At 64.5% G+C, this 16,519-nt stretch carries 15 protein-coding genes; 8 read left to right on the top strand and 7 right to left on the bottom strand.

The window, feature by feature from the left end:
• Nucleotides 1-56 precede the first annotated feature (56 nt).
• Both EPO50_RS01950 and EPO50_RS01955 read left to right on the top strand, forming a co-directional pair.
• Nucleotides 57-1,298 (top strand): Zn-dependent hydrolase, encoded by a 1,242-nt coding sequence (locus EPO50_RS01950; RefSeq protein WP_296340953.1) that lies wholly within the window; start codon nucleotides 57-59, stop codon nucleotides 1,296-1,298.
• Nucleotides 1,299-1,308: 10 nt separating this feature from the next.
• Nucleotides 1,309-2,463, top strand: a complete 1,155-nt coding sequence (locus EPO50_RS01955; protein ID WP_296340954.1) for a M20 family metallopeptidase — start codon at nucleotides 1,309-1,311, stop codon at nucleotides 2,461-2,463.
• Nucleotides 2,464-2,487: 24 nt separating this feature from the next.
• Here the strand turns inward: EPO50_RS01955 and EPO50_RS01960 are convergent, their stop codons facing one another.
• The 4 genes from EPO50_RS01960 to EPO50_RS01975 form a co-directional block, all read right to left on the bottom strand.
• On the bottom strand, nucleotides 2,488-2,751 hold the full coding sequence (locus EPO50_RS01960; RefSeq protein WP_296340955.1) for a DUF2798 domain-containing protein: 264 nt from the start codon (nucleotides 2,749-2,751) through the stop codon (nucleotides 2,488-2,490).
• Nucleotides 2,752-2,925: 174 nt separating this feature from the next.
• Entirely contained in the window at nucleotides 2,926-3,843 is a 918-nt protein-coding gene (locus EPO50_RS01965) for a peptidoglycan-binding protein (protein WP_296340956.1), read from the bottom strand.
• 121 nt (nucleotides 3,844-3,964) lie between these two features.
• Nucleotides 3,965-5,632 (bottom strand): AMP-binding protein, encoded by a 1,668-nt coding sequence (locus EPO50_RS01970; protein WP_296341009.1) that lies wholly within the window; start codon nucleotides 5,630-5,632, stop codon nucleotides 3,965-3,967.
• Between the two features lie 51 nt (nucleotides 5,633-5,683).
• Complete coding sequence (locus EPO50_RS01975) at nucleotides 5,684-6,541, bottom strand: crotonase/enoyl-CoA hydratase family protein (protein ID WP_296340957.1); 858 nt, start codon at nucleotides 6,539-6,541, stop codon at nucleotides 5,684-5,686.
• Between the two features lie 67 nt (nucleotides 6,542-6,608).
• Between EPO50_RS01975 and EPO50_RS01980 the strand changes: the two genes are divergently transcribed.
• Entirely contained in the window at nucleotides 6,609-7,517 is a 909-nt protein-coding gene (locus tag EPO50_RS01980; RefSeq protein WP_296340958.1) for a PhzF family phenazine biosynthesis protein, read from the top strand.
• On the opposite strand, the gene EPO50_RS01985 is transcribed toward EPO50_RS01980, so the two are convergent.
• Nucleotides 7,514-8,485 (bottom strand): hypothetical protein, encoded by a 972-nt coding sequence (locus EPO50_RS01985; RefSeq protein WP_296340959.1) that lies wholly within the window; start codon nucleotides 8,483-8,485, stop codon nucleotides 7,514-7,516. The genes EPO50_RS01980 and EPO50_RS01985 overlap by 4 nt on opposite strands.
• A gap of 71 nt (nucleotides 8,486-8,556) precedes the next feature.
• Nucleotides 8,557-9,030: an Lrp/AsnC family transcriptional regulator gene (locus EPO50_RS01990; RefSeq protein ID WP_020694359.1), complete on the bottom strand. Its 474-nt coding sequence runs from the start codon at nucleotides 9,028-9,030 to the stop codon at nucleotides 8,557-8,559.
• A 94-nt stretch (nucleotides 9,031-9,124) separates the two neighbouring features.
• Between EPO50_RS01990 and EPO50_RS01995 the strand changes: the two genes are divergently transcribed.
• Genes EPO50_RS01995 through EPO50_RS02010 form a run of 4 tightly spaced genes read left to right on the top strand, consistent with a single transcriptional unit; the run spans nucleotide 9,125 to nucleotide 14,279 of the window.
• On the top strand, nucleotides 9,125-11,470 hold the full coding sequence (locus EPO50_RS01995; RefSeq protein WP_296340960.1) for a transketolase: 2,346 nt from the start codon (nucleotides 9,125-9,127) through the stop codon (nucleotides 11,468-11,470).
• A gap of 9 nt (nucleotides 11,471-11,479) precedes the next feature.
• Complete coding sequence (mtnA, locus tag EPO50_RS02000) at nucleotides 11,480-12,574, top strand: S-methyl-5-thioribose-1-phosphate isomerase (RefSeq protein WP_296340961.1); 1,095 nt, start codon at nucleotides 11,480-11,482, stop codon at nucleotides 12,572-12,574.
• 11 nt (nucleotides 12,575-12,585) lie between these two features.
• Nucleotides 12,586-13,371 (top strand): enoyl-CoA hydratase/isomerase family protein, encoded by a 786-nt coding sequence (locus tag EPO50_RS02005; RefSeq protein ID WP_296340962.1) that lies wholly within the window; start codon nucleotides 12,586-12,588, stop codon nucleotides 13,369-13,371.
• Nucleotides 13,372-13,403: 32 nt separating this feature from the next.
• Nucleotides 13,404-14,279: a PhzF family phenazine biosynthesis protein gene (locus EPO50_RS02010; RefSeq protein ID WP_296340963.1), complete on the top strand. Its 876-nt coding sequence runs from the start codon at nucleotides 13,404-13,406 to the stop codon at nucleotides 14,277-14,279.
• Between the two features lie 18 nt (nucleotides 14,280-14,297).
• Here the strand turns inward: EPO50_RS02010 and EPO50_RS02015 are convergent, their stop codons facing one another.
• Nucleotides 14,298-15,206: a LysR family transcriptional regulator gene (locus EPO50_RS02015; protein WP_296340964.1), complete on the bottom strand. Its 909-nt coding sequence runs from the start codon at nucleotides 15,204-15,206 to the stop codon at nucleotides 14,298-14,300.
• 109 nt (nucleotides 15,207-15,315) lie between these two features.
• On the opposite strand from EPO50_RS02015, the gene EPO50_RS02020 reads away from it, so the two are divergent.
• Nucleotides 15,316-16,512, top strand: a complete 1,197-nt coding sequence (locus EPO50_RS02020) for an MFS transporter (RefSeq protein WP_296340965.1) — start codon at nucleotides 15,316-15,318, stop codon at nucleotides 16,510-16,512.
• Nucleotides 16,513-16,519 lie beyond the last annotated feature (7 nt).

Raw genomic sequence — 16,519 nt, forward strand, 5'->3', positions numbered from 1 at the left:
ATTGAAGCCCGACTATGGCGCGGCTATAGCTCGCGCGACAAGCTTGAGGAGGCGAGATGAGCGCAGCAGGCGCAGTGCGCGAAGACCGTCTGTGGCAGCGGCACGTCGATATGGCGAAGCTGGGCGGCACGCCCAAGGGTGGTGTGAACCGTCAGGCCCTGTCGCCCGAGGACGCGGCTGCCCGCAACCTGCTCGCTTCCTGGGCAGAGGCACGTGGTTTCTCGATCTCGACCGACGCGATCGGCAATCTCTTCGTGCGCCGCGACGGCAACGATCCGAAAGCCCTGCCCGTGCTGAGCGGCTCGCACATGGACAGCCAACCAACCGGCGGCCGCTTCGACGGCATGTACGGCGTGCTGGCCGCGTTCGAGGCGCTGGAGGCACTGGAAGATGCCGGCGTGAAGACCAAGCGGCCGGTGATGGCGGTGGCTTGGACCAACGAAGAAGGCTCGCGCTTCCAGCCCGGCGCCATGGGCTCGGCGGTCTTCGCCGGCCACAACAAGCTCGACGAGATGCTCACGGTGAAGGACTGGAAGGGCGTCATGCTGAAGGACGCGCTGGCTGAGACTTTGGAGACCGCGCCGGCGCCAATGCGCGACGGCAAGCCGGGTTTCCCGCTCGATGGCTATGTCGAGGCCCATATCGAGCAGGGCCCGCGCCTCGAGAATGAGAAGAAGACGATCGGCGTGGTGACCGCCATCCAGGGCAGCCGTCGTTACATCGTCGAAACCCTTGGCGAGGAAGCGCATGCGGGCACCACACCGCGCGCCGCCCGCAAGGACGCCTTTGCCGCCGCCCTTCGCATGGCCCAGGCGATGTACGAGGCGACGACCGACAAGGACGACACCTTGCGCTTCACCATCGGCAGGGTGGATGTCAGCCCCGGTTCTCCGAACACCGTGCCGGGCAAGACGAGCTTCACCATCGACATGCGCCATCCTTCCGATGCCGTGCTCGACGCCCACGAAAAGAAGCTCCGCGAGATCGTGGCAACCAAGGCGGCGCCCTGCCCCGCCACCATCGAGCGCGTGATGGTGGTACCGCCGACCGACTTCGCTCCCATGGTGGTCGACCTGGTGCGCGCCAAGACCAATGCGCTCGGCCTCTCCAACATGGATATGCCGTCCGGCGCCGGTCATGATGCCATGCACATCGCGAGCCTCTGCCCGACCGGCATGATCTTCGTGCCCTGCGAGCGCGGCATCAGCCACAACGAGATCGAGAACGCGACCCCCTCCGACCTCGCCGCCGGCGCCCGCGTGCTGGTCGAGGTGCTGACCGAACTGGCCAACCGCTAAGGAACATTTGATGTCGAAGAAGATGCAGTCCGAACTCGTCGCGATCCTGTCCGATCTGATCGCGCTGCCGAGCCCCTACCCGCCCGGCACCTCGGTCGAAATCTGCGCCTACACCGCCAAGCGCCTGAAGAAGGCGGGCTACAAGGTGGAAATCGCGACCAAGGCCAAAGGCGTCGACAATGTCGTGGCGCGCATGAAGGGCAAAGGTAAAGGCCCGGTCATCGCCTTCAACGCCCATGTCGACACGGTGGGCGTCGGTGAACGCGCCAACTGGAAGAGCGATCCCTATAAGGCGTTAGTGAAGGGCGGCCTCGTCTATGGGTTGGGCGCCGGCAACTGCAAGGGCAGCATGGCGGTCCAGATCTGGCTCGCCGAGGAGATCGCCCGTCGCGGTGGTCCAGCCAAGGGCGAGCTGATCTTCACCTTCGTGGCCGACGAGGAAAACCTCGGACCCAACGGCATGGAGTATCTTCGCCAGAGCGGCAAAGTGCGGCCCGATGCGCTGATCCTGGGCGCGCAGACCGAGAACAACCTGATCGTCGCCGAACGCGGCGTGATGTGGGCCAAGATCACGACCAAGGGCCGCGCCGCCCATGCTGGCAACCCGGCGGCCGGTGACAACGCCATCCTGCGCATGATGCGCCTCGTCGGCGCGCTGCAGTCCTACTACGACAAGGCGCTGGCGCGGCGTGTCTCGGGCGCGATGAAGTCGACGGTGAACATCGGCATGTTCCATGGCGGCCACAACACCAACGTCGTGCCTTCAGCGTGCACGGTCGAGATCGACCGCCGCCTGCTGCCCGACGAGAAGGTGAAGGACGCTTTCAAGGAACTGAAGCGCGTCGTCGACGGTGTCGGCGAGCCGAAGGCGATGTACCAGGTCGAGTTCCTGACCGGCACTAACGGCTTCTTCGCGCCCGAGAACGGCGCCGCCGTCGGTGCCTTCGAAGCCGCGGTGAAGGCCCACAGCCGTCGCAAGGTGAAATTCCTGAATGCCACCGGCGTCAGCGACGGTCGCTACTACGCCGACGACGACATCGAGATCATCAATTTCGGTCCCGGTTCGGGTGTCCAAGGGCACGCCGCCAACGAGAGCGTGCCCATCGCCGAGATGGTCGATGCGGCCGAGATCCAGATGAATGTCGTGCAGCGCCTGCTGGGCTGACGGCCGCAGCCTCGCGGACTGGTACTAGCGGGCTGGCGTCTCGACGATCAGCCCGACCAGGCGCCGCACGATCGGCATCACCACGAGCAGGGTCGGAAAGGCCACGACCCAGGACAGGCCCCAGGCGCTCATCCACGTGCCGGCAAAGGTCGGGGCAAGTCCGATGCTGCGCGCTGTCGCGATACCAGAAACGACGAAGGTCATGACGATGGACAGCAGGAACGGCAGGACGATGCCGGCGTAACGTGACGGCAGGCGTCGGTAAGAAAACCAGGAATGCTTGCTCACGATTGAAGGTCTCACTGTAGGTCGTCGGCCGTGCTGCATCCGCCGGAAAGACCGGCTGCCCGGCCGAGGACCGGGTCAAGATGCGTTGCCTGACGTGAGACGCTTACGATCTTCGCAGTGAAGACGGACGCTAACTAAGCGTCTTGCGAGTGATTCGCAAGTGGGAAAGTTCCATCAACGCCCCAGAGACTGCAGCCATCGCTCGAAGTCTTGAGCCGCAGTCCGCAGGGGATCGAAAGGATCCGACGACCGAGTTGCGCCTGACGCGCGTGCAGGTCGTGCGGGGCGTTGGACAACTTGCGGCGCGACAACCTCGGGCGCTGGGTCCTGGCGAAGCTGTTCCAGCAACTGGCGGTCGATAGTGCCGGTCTGCGGCAGTTCCCTGTTCTGCTGGTAGTGCATGATGGCGGCTTGGGTCGTTCTCCCCGCGACGCCATCCAGCGGCCCGGGATTGAAACCAAAGGCGCGCAGTTTCGTCTGAATTTCCCTGATGTCGGCACGCTGCAATGGAGCCTCCTCCAGGCTCGATTCGGGGCGTACCTTTTCTACCTCTACGGCTGGTGCAAGGGCGGCTTGTGTAACTGCGGGCGTCACGACAGGAGGAGCGCTTGCCGCTGGCTCGGAAGCCGGCATTGAAACTGCCGTGGAAACCGCTGTGGGTCTCGACACCGGCGAAGGGGTCAGTATCGGCGCCACGGCAGCTACCTCGATGGGCTTGACGGGCGCCGTAGCGCGGGGGAGCGGTCGGTCGAACGGCGCGGCGATGAAAACGACGAGCCCGGTGATGCTTGCTGTGAGAGCGACGCCACCGACGATCTTCAGGATCGCTTTCAATCGACGGGTGCGTTCGAGATCGTACGCTTGGAGCGCGGCCTTGCGCGCTTCCGCTGTCATCCGCGAGTCATTTTCCGATTGTCCGGACACCCGCTCTTTCAGTTGTCGTGAGAGACCTGCAAGAGATTCCTTGAACTCCTCGTCGACCGGACCGTTGAGCTCCTTCAACAGTTTCCGCGCAGAGCGCTGCGCACCAGCTGGATCCGGCGTCGTCTTGCCCACTTCGGGTTTGGTGTTTGGCGTTTGATCGCCTGTCATCTCGCCACCCCGTTGCGCCCCTGTTTCAAGGGCGCGACTGTTGGCGTTCAACGGTGCAACAATAAGGACGTTGCCGTGACCATTCGGGGACCAACGGCGGCGAGGCTGGACGAGACGGCAGCTAAGCCGTCTTCTGCGCCGTCAGTCCGAGCTTGCTGATGGTCTGTTCGCGCATCACGAATTTCTGGATCTTGCCCGTGATGGTCATCGGGAACTCCGGCACGAACTCGATGTAGCGCGGGATCTTGTAATGGGCGATCTGGCCCTTGCAGAATTCGCGGATTTCCTCGGCCGTCGCCGCCTCGCCGTCCCTCAGCTTGATCCAGGCACAAACCTCCTCACCGTACTTCTGGTCGGGCACGCCGATCACCTGCACGTCCTGCACCTTGGGATGGCGATAGAGGAACTCCTCGATCTCGCGCGGATAAACGTTCTCACCACCGCGGATCACCATGTCCTTGAGACGGCCGACGATGTTGACGTAGCCCTGCTCGTCCATGATCGCGAGATCGCCGGTGTGCATCCAGCCTGCGTCGTCGACGGCTTCCTTCGTCTTTGCCTCGTCGTTCCAGTAACCCTTCATCACCGAATAGCCGCGGGTGCAGAACTCGCCGGTCTCGCCGCGCGGCACAGCCTTCCCTTCGGCATCGACGATCTTGATCTCGATGTGTGGCAGGACCTGACCGACGGTCGAGACACGCCGCTCGACCGGATCGTCGGTGGCACACTGGGTCGACACTGGCGAGGTTTCCGTCATGCCGTAGGCGATCGTGACCTCGTTCATGTTCATCTGGCTCTGCACACGCTTCATCACCTCGATGGGACATGGCGAGCCCGCCATGATGCCCGTGCGCAGGCTCTTGAGATCGAACTTCGCGAATTCCGGATGATCGAGCTGGGCGATGAACATCGTGGGCACACCGTAGAGTGCGGTGCAGCGCTCCTCGGAAACCGCCTGTAGCGTCGCCAGCGGATCGAAGGCCTCCGCCGGATAGACCATCGTCGAGCCGTGTGTCAGGCAACCGAGATTGCCCATCACCATGCCGAAGCAGTGATAGAGCGGCACCGGAATGCAAAGCCGATCCTCGGGCGTGAGCTTCAGACCCTCGCCCACGAAGTAACCATTGTTCAGGATATTGTGGTGGCTGAGCGTGGCGCCTTTGGGATAGCCAGTAGTGCCTGACGTGAACTGGATGTTGATTGCATCGTCGAACTGCAGCTTGGGCGCGAGATCGGCGATCCTGGCCTTCTCGACATTGCCTCCGGCCTTCGCGACATCGTCGAAGTTCAGCATGCCCGGCGTCTTCTCGGTGCCGAGCCGCACGATGTGCTTGAGGTGCGGAAGCTTCTTGTCCTTCACGAGATCCTGGACGATCTCGAGATAGTTCGAGGTCTTGAGCGCCGGCGCCAGGATCAGCGCTTTGCACTCGACCTTGTTCATGGCGTATTCGAGTTCGGCGCGCCGGTAGGCCGGGTTGACGTTGACCAGCACCAGCCCCGCTTTGGCGGTGGCGAACTGCGCCAGGGTCCATTCCGACGTGTTGGGCGACCAGATACCGACCCGATCACCACGCTCCAGGCCGAGCGTCAGCAGGCCGGCGGCGAGATCGTCGACCCGCCGGCCCAGTTCTCCCCAGCTCCACCGTACGTTCTGGTGGCGAACCACCAGCGCTTCCCGGTCGCGATAGGTCTCGACGGTGCGATCGAAGTAAGCGCCGATGGTCTCGCCGATCAGCTTCTTGTCGGAAACGCCGTGGTCGTAGGAAATCGGGGTGGAGATCTGGGTCATGCTCATGGTCCGAACCTTAAACAGGCTCGGCTCCGCCCTCAATTGCGGCCGTCAGTTGTTTCGCGGCGGCTTGCTGCCGGGGATCGGATCGCCGCTGTCGCGTTCCTGCACCGCCTGATGAAAGCCCTTCTCTTCGGCGCGCTGCTTGAACCAGATGCCTTCCGGCGAATGGCGCGTCATGCCGTCAAACAGCGTCGCCAGGGTCTGGGTCGTTCGCATTCCCATGTTCTCGAAGGCGCTGTTGATCGCGGTTTTCTGCATCCAGAGCTGATTCTTCGGCACGCCCTTCATCCGGTCCGCAAGCTTTTGCACCGCAGCATCGAGCTCGGCGGCTGGCACGGCCTGGGTGATGAGACCAATGCGCTCCGCTTCGCGGCCATCGATCAGGTCACCCGTGAAGAGCAGGCGCTTGGCCCGCTCCGCGCCAACCCGATAGACCCACATCATCGTCGTCGGACAGCCCCAGACGCGGGCGGGCGGATAGCCGATCTTCGCCTCTTCGGCCATCACCACCAGATCGCAGGACAGAGCGATATCGCTGCCCCCGGCGACGGCGTAACCGTGGATCTTGCAGATCGTCGGCTTGTAGCTGCGCCACAGCGACTGAAAGCACTGCGTATTGTGGTCCATGAGCTGGAAATCGATGAACGGATCCCAGGGCATCTCCTGGCTGCCGCCGGTGCCGCGCGGACGCTCGGCGGCATTCTTCAGGTCGTAGCCGGCGCAGAAAGCGCGGCCGGCGCCCTGCAGAACGATGACATGGACGAGATCGTCGCGGTTGGCTTCCTCGACCGCGGCCCGGATTTCGTCGGGCATCTCACGGGTGATGGCATTCAACCGGTCCGGTCGATTGAGGGTGATGGTGGCGACACGATCATCGCGACTGTAGCTGAGCGTCTGATAGGCCAAGGCTTTCTCCTTCCGTACCCAATTAATCTCGCGCAAGTACCGTGGAGCAAGCCGCTAGGCTCGGTCCATGAAACTCGAATTCACCACCGTCGACGTCTTCACTGACCGCCAGTTCGGCGGCAATCCGCTGGCAGTCATCACCAATGCGCAGGGTCTGTCGACCGAACGCATGCAGGCCATCGCTGCCGAGTTCAATCTCGCGGAGACGACCTTTGTGCTGCCGCCGAAGGATCCCAAGCATACGGCAGAGGTGCGCATCTTCACGCCCAAGGCCGAGATGCCGTTTGCCGGCCACCCCAATGTTGGCACGGCCTTCGTGCTGTCCCGCGCCGGCACGAGTTACGGCAAGCCGGTTACCGGCGATCGCCTGGTGTTCGAGGAGAAGGCCGGATTGGTGAACATGGATATCCGGCGTGAAGGCGGCGCCGTCGTGGCGACCCGGCTCGCCGCCCCCGTGCCGCTGAGTTTCGGCGAGGAGATTGCACCCGAGATCGTCCAGCGCGCCTGCTCGCTCGACGCGGCGGCCCTGAAGCTCGACGTCCATCGTCCGATCGTTGCCTCGTGCGGGGCGCCGCTGCTCTTTGTCGAGCTTGCCTCGCGCGAGGCGCTGCGTTCGGCGGCACCGCGACTCGAGGTCTTCGCCCGCGAGCTGCCGCGCGATCGGATCGTGGGCATTCATCTCTATGTCCAGGCGCCGGAGGGGGCGGTCGACGTGCAGACCCGCATGTTCGCACCCGAGCACGGCATTCCCGAGGATCCCGCCACCGGTGCCGCCAATGTCGCGTTGATCGGCCTGCTCACGCACCACCGGCCGGAAACCGATCTCACCTTCGATCGGACGATCGGCCAAGGTTTCGATATGGGCCGGCCGAGCGTGCTCGAAGCTTCTGCCGAGAAGAAGAACGGCAAAGTCGTCGCGACCTATATCGGCGGACGATGCGTATCGATGATGAGCGGGACGATCGAGCTCGCCTAGGGACGCTTGCCTAGCGCCATCAGCTGGTCGGCAAATTCAGTCAGGCGTTCGGAATCAGAGACACTGCGCACCCGGTTTGCGGCGTCGCTCAATGGCCCGGACAGGTCGCAGCCCTTGCCCGTCAGCCATTCGATGTTGGGCAACTGCCTTTCGAGATCGATGGCGACACTGATGTAATCGGACCTCGTCTTTGCAATCTTCGCCGCTTCCGCCTGGAGCGCGTCGCGGTAGGCCGCGCACACAGCGGAGGGTTCGATGTCGAGCGCCCGGAGTTGGGACAGGTCGTCGAGCCTGTCCTCCCCGAGCAGCTGAACGGCATCGGCAGTCCGCGTCTTGACCAGCCTCGCCCCCGCCAGGGCCTGGCGATGGTGCATGGCACCGGGGGGCAAATCTTCGAGATAGTCGCGGAGGTGCGAATCCGGACCGAGCTTGGCGAAGCGTGCGGCGTCGGCTGCATCGGCTTCCTCTACGCGCTTCTTCTCTTGCTCCTCCCATGTCTTGCGCTCGGCGGCCTGCGCGGCCTCCCGTTCCGGATTGGGCATATATTCAATGGTGGTCAGCACCAGCGGCACGATCGTCAGAACAACGATGGCGCCGCCCAGAATCGCCGTCGTCGGCACTGGCGGCAGTGTGTTGTGCCAGCCGACCATTCGCGCCCAGAAGGCGTAGAGTGCCAGGAGCAACGGCAAGAGCGCCGGCACGACGGCCAGCCAATCGCCATAGCGATCGTTGTAGAGGCCCATGGCGGAGGCAGCCGCAATTGCCGACAGCGGCAGGAATACGATAGCGGCTGCGGTGGCATAGGACGGCATTGCGCCGCGCAGGACGGCGATCGCGAACATCGAGGCCAGCACGATCCAGAGCACCAGCCCTTGGATCACCGCGAATCCCAACGACATGCCACGGCCTGCCAGGTCGCTGCTGCGCGCGGTCAATACGTTGGCAATGAAGGGGCCGTAGAGCAGCACCGCCAGGACAAACAGGATCGTCATGCCCCAGGGAAAACCTGGGGTAGTAGTCGGAGTGGCCATTGCCCTTCTTAGCGGCCCGATACCGAAAGAGGCAATGCCGTGCCCTGCTTCACGGGACGCAGCGCGAAGGAGCTGCGGATTTGGGCAATGCCGGCGATCTTGGTGAAGTCCATCACGAAGCGCTCATAGGCTTCGAGGTCGGGCACGACGACCCGCAGCAGGTAGTCGCTATCGCCGGTCATCAGGTAGCACTCCATCACTTCGGGGCGCTCGGCTGCTGCCCGTTCGAAATCCTTCAATGCCTTTTCGACCTGGGTGGAAAGCGACACACTCATGAAGACATTGACCGAGAGGCCGACCGATTTGGCATCGAGCTGCGCCGCGTACCCCTTGATGACGCCCGCCTCCTCGAGCGCCTTGACCCGCCGCCAGCACGGCGACGAGGAGAGGCCGACCTGCTCGGCGAGGTCGGCATTGCTCAGGCGGCCGTCGTGCTGCAGCCGCTCGAGAATGCGCCGGTCGATGGCATCTAGGGAGATCATTGCTTGAAATGCCATATTTCAGGATAAATCTACCCTATACAGCCTGTTTTGCGATCCGAACGCAAGGACCTTCCAGCGCGCGAGGCGTATGCCGATGGCTATGACCACTCTCGCCCCCATCCAGCGTCTTCGCCTGCTGCGTGAACTGGAACGCAAGGTGCTGTGGCTCAGCGCCTGGACGATCCATCACGCCAATCATCTGCGGCCCAATCGCGATGGGCTGAAGGTCGGCGGCCACCAGGCATCGTGCGCGTCGTTGGCGACGGTCATGTCGGCGCTCTATTTCTCGGTGCTGCGGCCGGAGGATCGCGTGGCGGTGAAGCCCCACGCCTCGCCGGTATTCCACGCCATCCAGTATCTGTTTGGCCATCAGACGCGCGAGAAGCTGGAACGCTTCCGGGCGCTGGGCGGCGCGCAGTCCTATCCCTCCCGCACCAAGGACATAGACGACGTCGACTTCTCAACCGGCTCGGTCGGGCTGGGCGTCGCCATGACGCTCTTCTCCTCGATCGTGCAGGACTATGTGCGGCTGAAGAATCTGGGCGACGGGGAGCGGCCGACCGGGCGCATGGTCGCGCTGGTCGGTGACGCCGAGCTCGACGAGGGCAACATCTTCGAAGCATTGCTCGAAGGCTGGAAGCACGACGTCCGCAATCTCTGGTGGGTGATCGACTACAACCGCCAGAGCCTCGACGGCGTGGTGAACGACCGCCTGTTCGGCCGCATCGGCGAGATGTTCGAGCTGGTGGGCTGGCGCGTCGTCACCCTGAAGTACGGCAAGCTGCTGGAGACGGCCTTTGCCCAACCGGACGGCGAACAGCTTCGGCAGTGGATCGACGACTGCCCCAACTCGCTCTATTCGGCGCTGGTCTTCAAGGGCGGCGCCGGCTGGCGCGAAGCGCTGACGCGCGACCTCAATCAATATCCCGGCGTCAGGCGCATTCTGGAGCAGCACGACGATGCCGCGCTGCATCGCCTGATGACGAACCTTGCCGGTAACGACATGCAGGCCGTGCTCGACGCCTTCGAGGGCGTGAACGACGACACGCCGACCTGCTTCATCGCCTACACCATCAAAGGCCAGGGCCTGCCCTTCGCCGGTCACAAGGACAATCACTCGGGCCTCATGACCCTGGACCAGATGGCAGGTTTCAAGAAGGGCATGGGTATTGCCGACGGCCAGGAATGGGAGAAGTTCGCCGGCCTCGCGGCGGCACCCGCCGAACTCGAGCCCTTCCTCGATGCCGCGCCGTTCAACGCTCAGGGCAAGCGGCGGACTACCGCGCCGCAGGTCGCCATCCCGGCTGCCCTCCCGCGTCCCACCGACAAGAAGTCGAGCACCCAGGAAGGCTTCGGCAAGATCCTGAATGCCATTGCGGCCGAGGACAGCGAACTCGCGCGGCGCATCGTCACCACTTCCCCCGACGTCACGGTCTCGACCAACCTCGGTGCCTGGGTGAACCGGCGCGGCCTGTGGGCCCATACCGAGGCCGAAGACGTGTTCCGCGAGCTGAAGGTCGTGTCGGCCCAGCTCTGGCGTAAGACGCCACGCGGCCAGCACATCGAGCTGGGCATAGCGGAGAACAACCTGTTCCTGCAGCTCGCCGCGATGGGGCTCAGCCATCAGATCTTCGGCGCCCGTCTGCTGCCGATCGGAACGCTCTACGACCCGTTCATCGCACGCGGCCTCGATGCGCTAAACTACGCGTGCTACCAGGACTCGCGCTTCATGCTGGTGGCCACGCCCTCAGGCGTGACGCTTGCCCCAGAAGGGGGCGCCCATCAGAGCATCCACACGCCGCTGATCGGCATCGGCCAGCCCGGCCTGCTCTCCTACGAGCCGACCTATGTCGACGAACTCGCGATCCTGATGCGGCATGGCTTCGACTACATGCAGCAGGACAAGGGCGGTTCGATCTATCTTCGCCTTTCGACGCGCAGCTTGCCCCAGCCGGAACGCACCCTGTCCACCGAACAGGAAGCCGACATCGTGAATGGCGCGTACTGGTATGCGCCGCCTGAGTCCGGCGCGGATGTAGCGGTCGTCGCCATGGGGGCCGTCACGCCGGAAGCGATCGCAGCGCATGAAAGCGTCGCACGCGATTTCGCCGGCGCCGGCCTTCTGGTGCTGACCTCGCCGGACCGCCTGCATGCCGATTGGCTAGCCGCCCAGCGTAATCGCGGCCGTACGGCTGGCCTCGTCGATCGCGGCGCGAGCCCGATCGAACGGTTGCTGGCGCCGCTGTCGCGCGATGCACGGATCGTGACGGTACTGGACGGCCACCCGCTGGCGCTTTCCTGGCTGGGGTCGGTGCGTGGCCAGAGGGTCGTGCCGCTGGGGATCGAGAATTTCGGCCAATCCGGCGACATTCCCGATCTCTACCGGACCTACAAACTCGACAGTGCGGCAATAATCGACGCGGTGGCGCGCGCCATCTAAAATGGCGGCGTGAAAGTAGACGGCACCCCTTACCGAACCATCTGGCTCGGCGCCGACGGCACGACCGTCCAGGTGATCGACCAGACCCTGCTGCCCCACCGTTTCGTGGTGCGCGACCTCAAGACGATGGAGGACGCCGAGCAGGCGATCCGCACCATGATCGTGCGCGGCGCCCCGCTGATCGGCGCTGCCGCGGCCTATGGCATGGCGCTGGCCATGGCGACGGATTCGTCCGACGCCATGCTGGCGCGCGCCTACACCGTGCTGATGGAATCGCGGCCGACCGCCGTGAACCTGCGCTGGGCGCTTGACGATCTGCGCGCCCTGCTGGCGCCGCTGCCTGCCGCCAAGCGGCGTGAAACCGCTTATCGGCGCGCGGCCGAAATCTGCGACGAGGATGTCGAGATCTGCCGGCGCATCGGCGAGAACGGCCTTGGCCTGATCCGTCGATTGAAGCCCAAGGGCAACCGCATCAACGCGCTGACGCATTGCAATGCCGGCTGGCTGGCCACGGTCGACTGGGGCACGGCCCTGGCGCCGATCTATCAGGCGCACAATGCCGGCATCCCGATCCATGTCTGGGTCGACGAAACGCGGCCGCGTAATCAGGGTGCCAGCCTGACGGCCTGGGAACTCGGCAAGCATGGCGTGCCGCATACGGTGATCGCCGATAATGCCGGCGGCCATCTGATGCAGCATGGCCAGGTCGATTTTGTCATCACTGGCACCGACCGCACCACGCGGCGTGGCGATGTCTGCAACAAGATCGGCACCTACCTGAAGGCGCTGGCGGCGCACGACAATGGCGTGCCGTTCTATGTCGGCCTGCCCTACCCCACGATCGACTGGACGATCGAGGACGGCGTACGTGAAATCCCGATCGAGGAACGCAGCGCGCGCGAGGTCTCGCACATCACCGGCCGCACCGAGGCAGGCGACATGGCGACCGTCCAACTCCTGCCCGACGGCAGCCCCGCCGCCAATCCGGCGTTCGACGTCACGCCGGCGCGGCTGGTAACGGCGTTGGTCACAGAGCGTGGCGTCTGCCCGGCGAGTGAAGCCGGGCTGCTCTCGCTCTATCCCGAGCAGTCACAGGCCGCATAGGCAGCCATCCAATGGCCGAGGCTCCTTCGTTCATTCGTGCCTCGACTGTCCGTCATGTCGGTTGGCTCGACTTCAATCGGCCGCCGGTCAACGCCTTCAATCACCAGATGGTCGAGGAAACCCGCGACGCCATCGCGGCGGCGCTTGCCGATCCCGAGATACGCGTGATCGTGCTAGGGAGTGCCGTCGACAGCTATTTCAGCGCCGGCGCCGATTTGAAGGTCTTCAAGGGCATGACGGGTGACGGCATGCGCAAGTGGGCGCTGCTCACCCATGAGATCGTCCGTTTGCTGCGCTCGTCGCCCAAGCCCTTGCTGGCAGCGATCCGCGGCACGGCGGTCGGCGGCGGGCTGGAGATGACGCTTCATTGCGATCTGCGTTTTGCCGCGGCCGATGCCAAGCTCGGCCAGCCCGAAATCCGCATCGGCTTCATTCCGCCGATCGCTACTACCCAGGCGCTGGTTCGCCTGATCGGTCGGCCGAACGCGATCCGCTATCTCTACGATGGCAGTCTGGTGTCGGCCGAGCAGGCGCTGCGTTGGGGGCTGATCGACGAGCTTGTCGCCCCGCAGGATTTGCGCATGCGAGTGCAGGCCTACGGCGAAGAGCTGGCCGCCAAATCACCTGCAGCCCTTGCCGCCATCAGGCGGACCGTGACCCTGGGCGGCGGCATGAGCTTCGACGAGGGCATGGCCTACGAGCTCGAAGCCGTTGTCGATCTTGCCGACGGTCCCGACTTTGCCGAAGGCGTGGACGCGTTCCTCGCCAAACGCCCGCCGGCCTGGCGGCGCGACTGACCCAAAGCCTCAGCCTTCAGGATCATCCATCGATGACATCGGTCGACCACGTCAACGTCTTCACGCACCAGGGAAAGGGCGGCAATCCCTGCCCGCTCGTCGTCGATGCCAAGGGCATGAGCGGCGAGCAGATGCAAGCCGTCGCGCGCAAGCACGGCCATGAATCCGGCTTCGTGTTGCCGGCGGAATCGGAAGACTTCGATCTGACCCTGCGTTTCTACGTGCCCAACCATGAGATGGAGATGTGCGGGCACGCGACCGTCGGCGCGTTGTGGCTCCTGGCTCGCAACAGCCTCCTGTCGAAGACGACAGTACGCATCGCCACCCGGAGCGGCCCCGTCACCGGCTTCCTGAGCAAGGGAACCGATGGCATGCCCAAGGTCGAGATTACCCAACCGGCCGGGCGCGTTGGTGCGCTGACGACCGAGCAGACGAACGACGTCCTGCACGCTCTCGGTATTGGGCGCGATGCCCTCGCAGATCTACCGCTGCACAACGCCGTGACGTCGAGGACCAAGACTCTGGTTCCGATGAAGGATGTCGACCGGCTCAATGCGCTCGTCGCCGATCCGGCGCGGGTAGAGGCCGTCTGTCGTCGCATCGGCTCCACTGGCTTGTATCCTTACACCATCCGGGACAAGGGCGAACGGACCTTCGAAGCCCGCCAGTTTCCGCGATCTTCCGGCTACCCCGAAGATGCAGCGACCGGCATAGCGGCCGCTGCCCTGGCATTCGGCCTACTGGCCGACGCGACGATCGACCGTAATGACCGACTGATCCGAATCTTCCAGGGGCGAGCCATGGGTCAGCTTTCCGAAATCCATGTGCGCATCGGCTTTGCTGACGGCCAGGCGATCGGCTGCCTGCTTGGAGGTGCCGTGACGCCGGCCGACATGGACGAGCCCTGACAAAGGGTTGTCGGCGGGCTATTCGGCCAACCGCACCGTCTCGACGAGGTAATCGAGAAAGGCCCTGACGCGCGCGGGCAAGTAGCCACCCTGGCCAAGAAAGACTGCGTGTACGGGATCGGTATCACCTGGATTGCAGTTCTCCAGCACCGGGATCAAGCGTCCTGCCTTGATGTCGGCAGCCACTTCGTACCAAGCCAGTCGCGCCAGACCGAGCCCGTTCAGGACGAGCTGTCGCAGGGCCTCGCCGTTGCTTACCTGCGCATTGCCGGCCACAGGCAAGTCAATGCGTTTGCCATTGCGCACCAGTGGCCAGACATCTACCGAGCGGACGAAGCCTAACCCGAGCCGATTATGCCGCTCCAGCTCGGCGGGCGACTTCGGCGTGCCGTGCCGCGCGAAGTAGCTCGGTGCACCCACGATGACCCGGCGCGTCTCCCCCAGCTTGCGGGCGAGCAGGCTGGAACTCTTCAGCGGGCCGGTGCGGATCGCCACGTCGGTCCGCTCGACGATCAGGTCGACCGTCGTGTCGATCAAGGTGAGGTCGACAGTGATGTCGGGATACCGGTCGAGGAACTTCGGCAGCGACGGCAGCAGGAAGTGGACGCCAAACGGCACGTTGGCATTGACTCGCAGCCGTCCGCTGGGCGTTTCGTTGGCTGCCACTCCGCGCTCTGCCTCGCCGAGATCGGCGAGGATGCGAACACTACGCTCATAAAAGAGCGTGCCTTCGGGCGTGAGCTGGAAACGGCGCGTCGAACGGTTGATCAGCCGGGCACCCAGCCGGTGCTCCAGGCGGCTAACGAGCTTGCTGACTGCCGAAGGGCTCATGCGGAGCGACCGCGCCGCCGCGGAGAAGCCGCCGCGATCGACGACCTGGGCAAATACCTCCATCTCCCCGGACCGGTTGATCTCGCGCAGGCTCATTGTGATTTCAATTCATAAGTCATGTTCTGAAAGGAAGTCTACGTCACAGGGCAGCAGCACACCATTTCGTCCCTTCCAAACCTTGTTTGCCCACGGAAGGTCGTCCGCCATGCCGCTTGCCCTCTATGCCCTGACTGCCGGCGCGTTCGGCATTGGCGTCACCGAATTCGTCATCATGGGCCTCCTGCTGGAGGTCAGCACCGATCTCGGCGTTTCGATCCCGGCGGCCGGGCTCCTGATCTCCGGCTATGCACTGGGCGTCGTCGTGGGCGCTCCCGTGATGACGGTCATGACGCGGCGCTGGCCCCGCAAGACCGTGCTGCTCACCCTGATGTTGATCTTCACCCTGGGCAACGCGGCCTGTGCCCTCGCTCCGTCCTATGCCTCCCTGATGATGGCGCGAGTCGTGACGGCCTTCGCCCATGGCACCTTCTTTGGCGTGGGTTCGGTGGTCGCCACGGGCCTCGTCGCGGCCGACCGGCGCGCCTCGGCCATCGCCGTCATGTTCACCGGCCTCACGGTCGCCAACATCCTGGGCGTCCCCTTCGGCACCTGGCTCGGCCAGATGCTGGGATGGCGCGCCACCTTCTGGGCCGTGACCTTGGTCGGCGTCGTCGCCATGGCGGTGATTGCACTCTTCGTCCCGCGCGGCACATCGGCCCCGGAAGAGGGTGACTGGCGTAGCGATCTCCGCGCCCTGGCGCGGCCGCCGGTGTTCCTCGGCCTCCTGACCACGGTCCTGGGCTTCGGCGGTCTGTTCGCCGTCTTCACCTACATCGCCCCTATCCTAACTCAGATCACCGGATTCGAGGACGCGGCCGTGTCGCCGATCCTGCTCGTCTTTGGCGCCGGCCTGATCGCCGGCAACCTGATCGGCGGCCGACTGGCCGATTGGCGGCTGGTGCCGAGCATCCTGGGAAGCCTTGCAGTCCTTGCCGGCGTGCTGGCACTGATGACCTTCGCAATCCATGACCGGATTGCGGCTGTAGCCTTTATCGCCCTGCTGGGCGCAGCTGCCTTCGCCACGGTGCCGCCCCTACAGATGTGGGTGCTGGAGAAAGCCGTCGGCGCCGGCCAAAGCCTCGCCTCCAGCTTCAACATTGCCGCCTTCAATCTCGGCAACGCCGCCGGTGCGTGGCTGGGCGGCTTCGTGATCGATCGCGGGCCGGGTCTCGGCGCCGTGACCTGGGTTGCCGCGTTGGTGCCCCTGTCCGCCATGCTCGTTGCCTTGCTGGCGTTAAGGCTCGACAGCCGAAATCGTCAAAATGCCGACGTCGTCCCGGCAACGTCCGGCGCTTGCGACTAGCAATGCG

The organism is Reyranella sp. (genome assembly GCF_004297405.1).
GTDB lineage: Bacteria > Pseudomonadota > Alphaproteobacteria > Reyranellales > Reyranellaceae > Reyranella.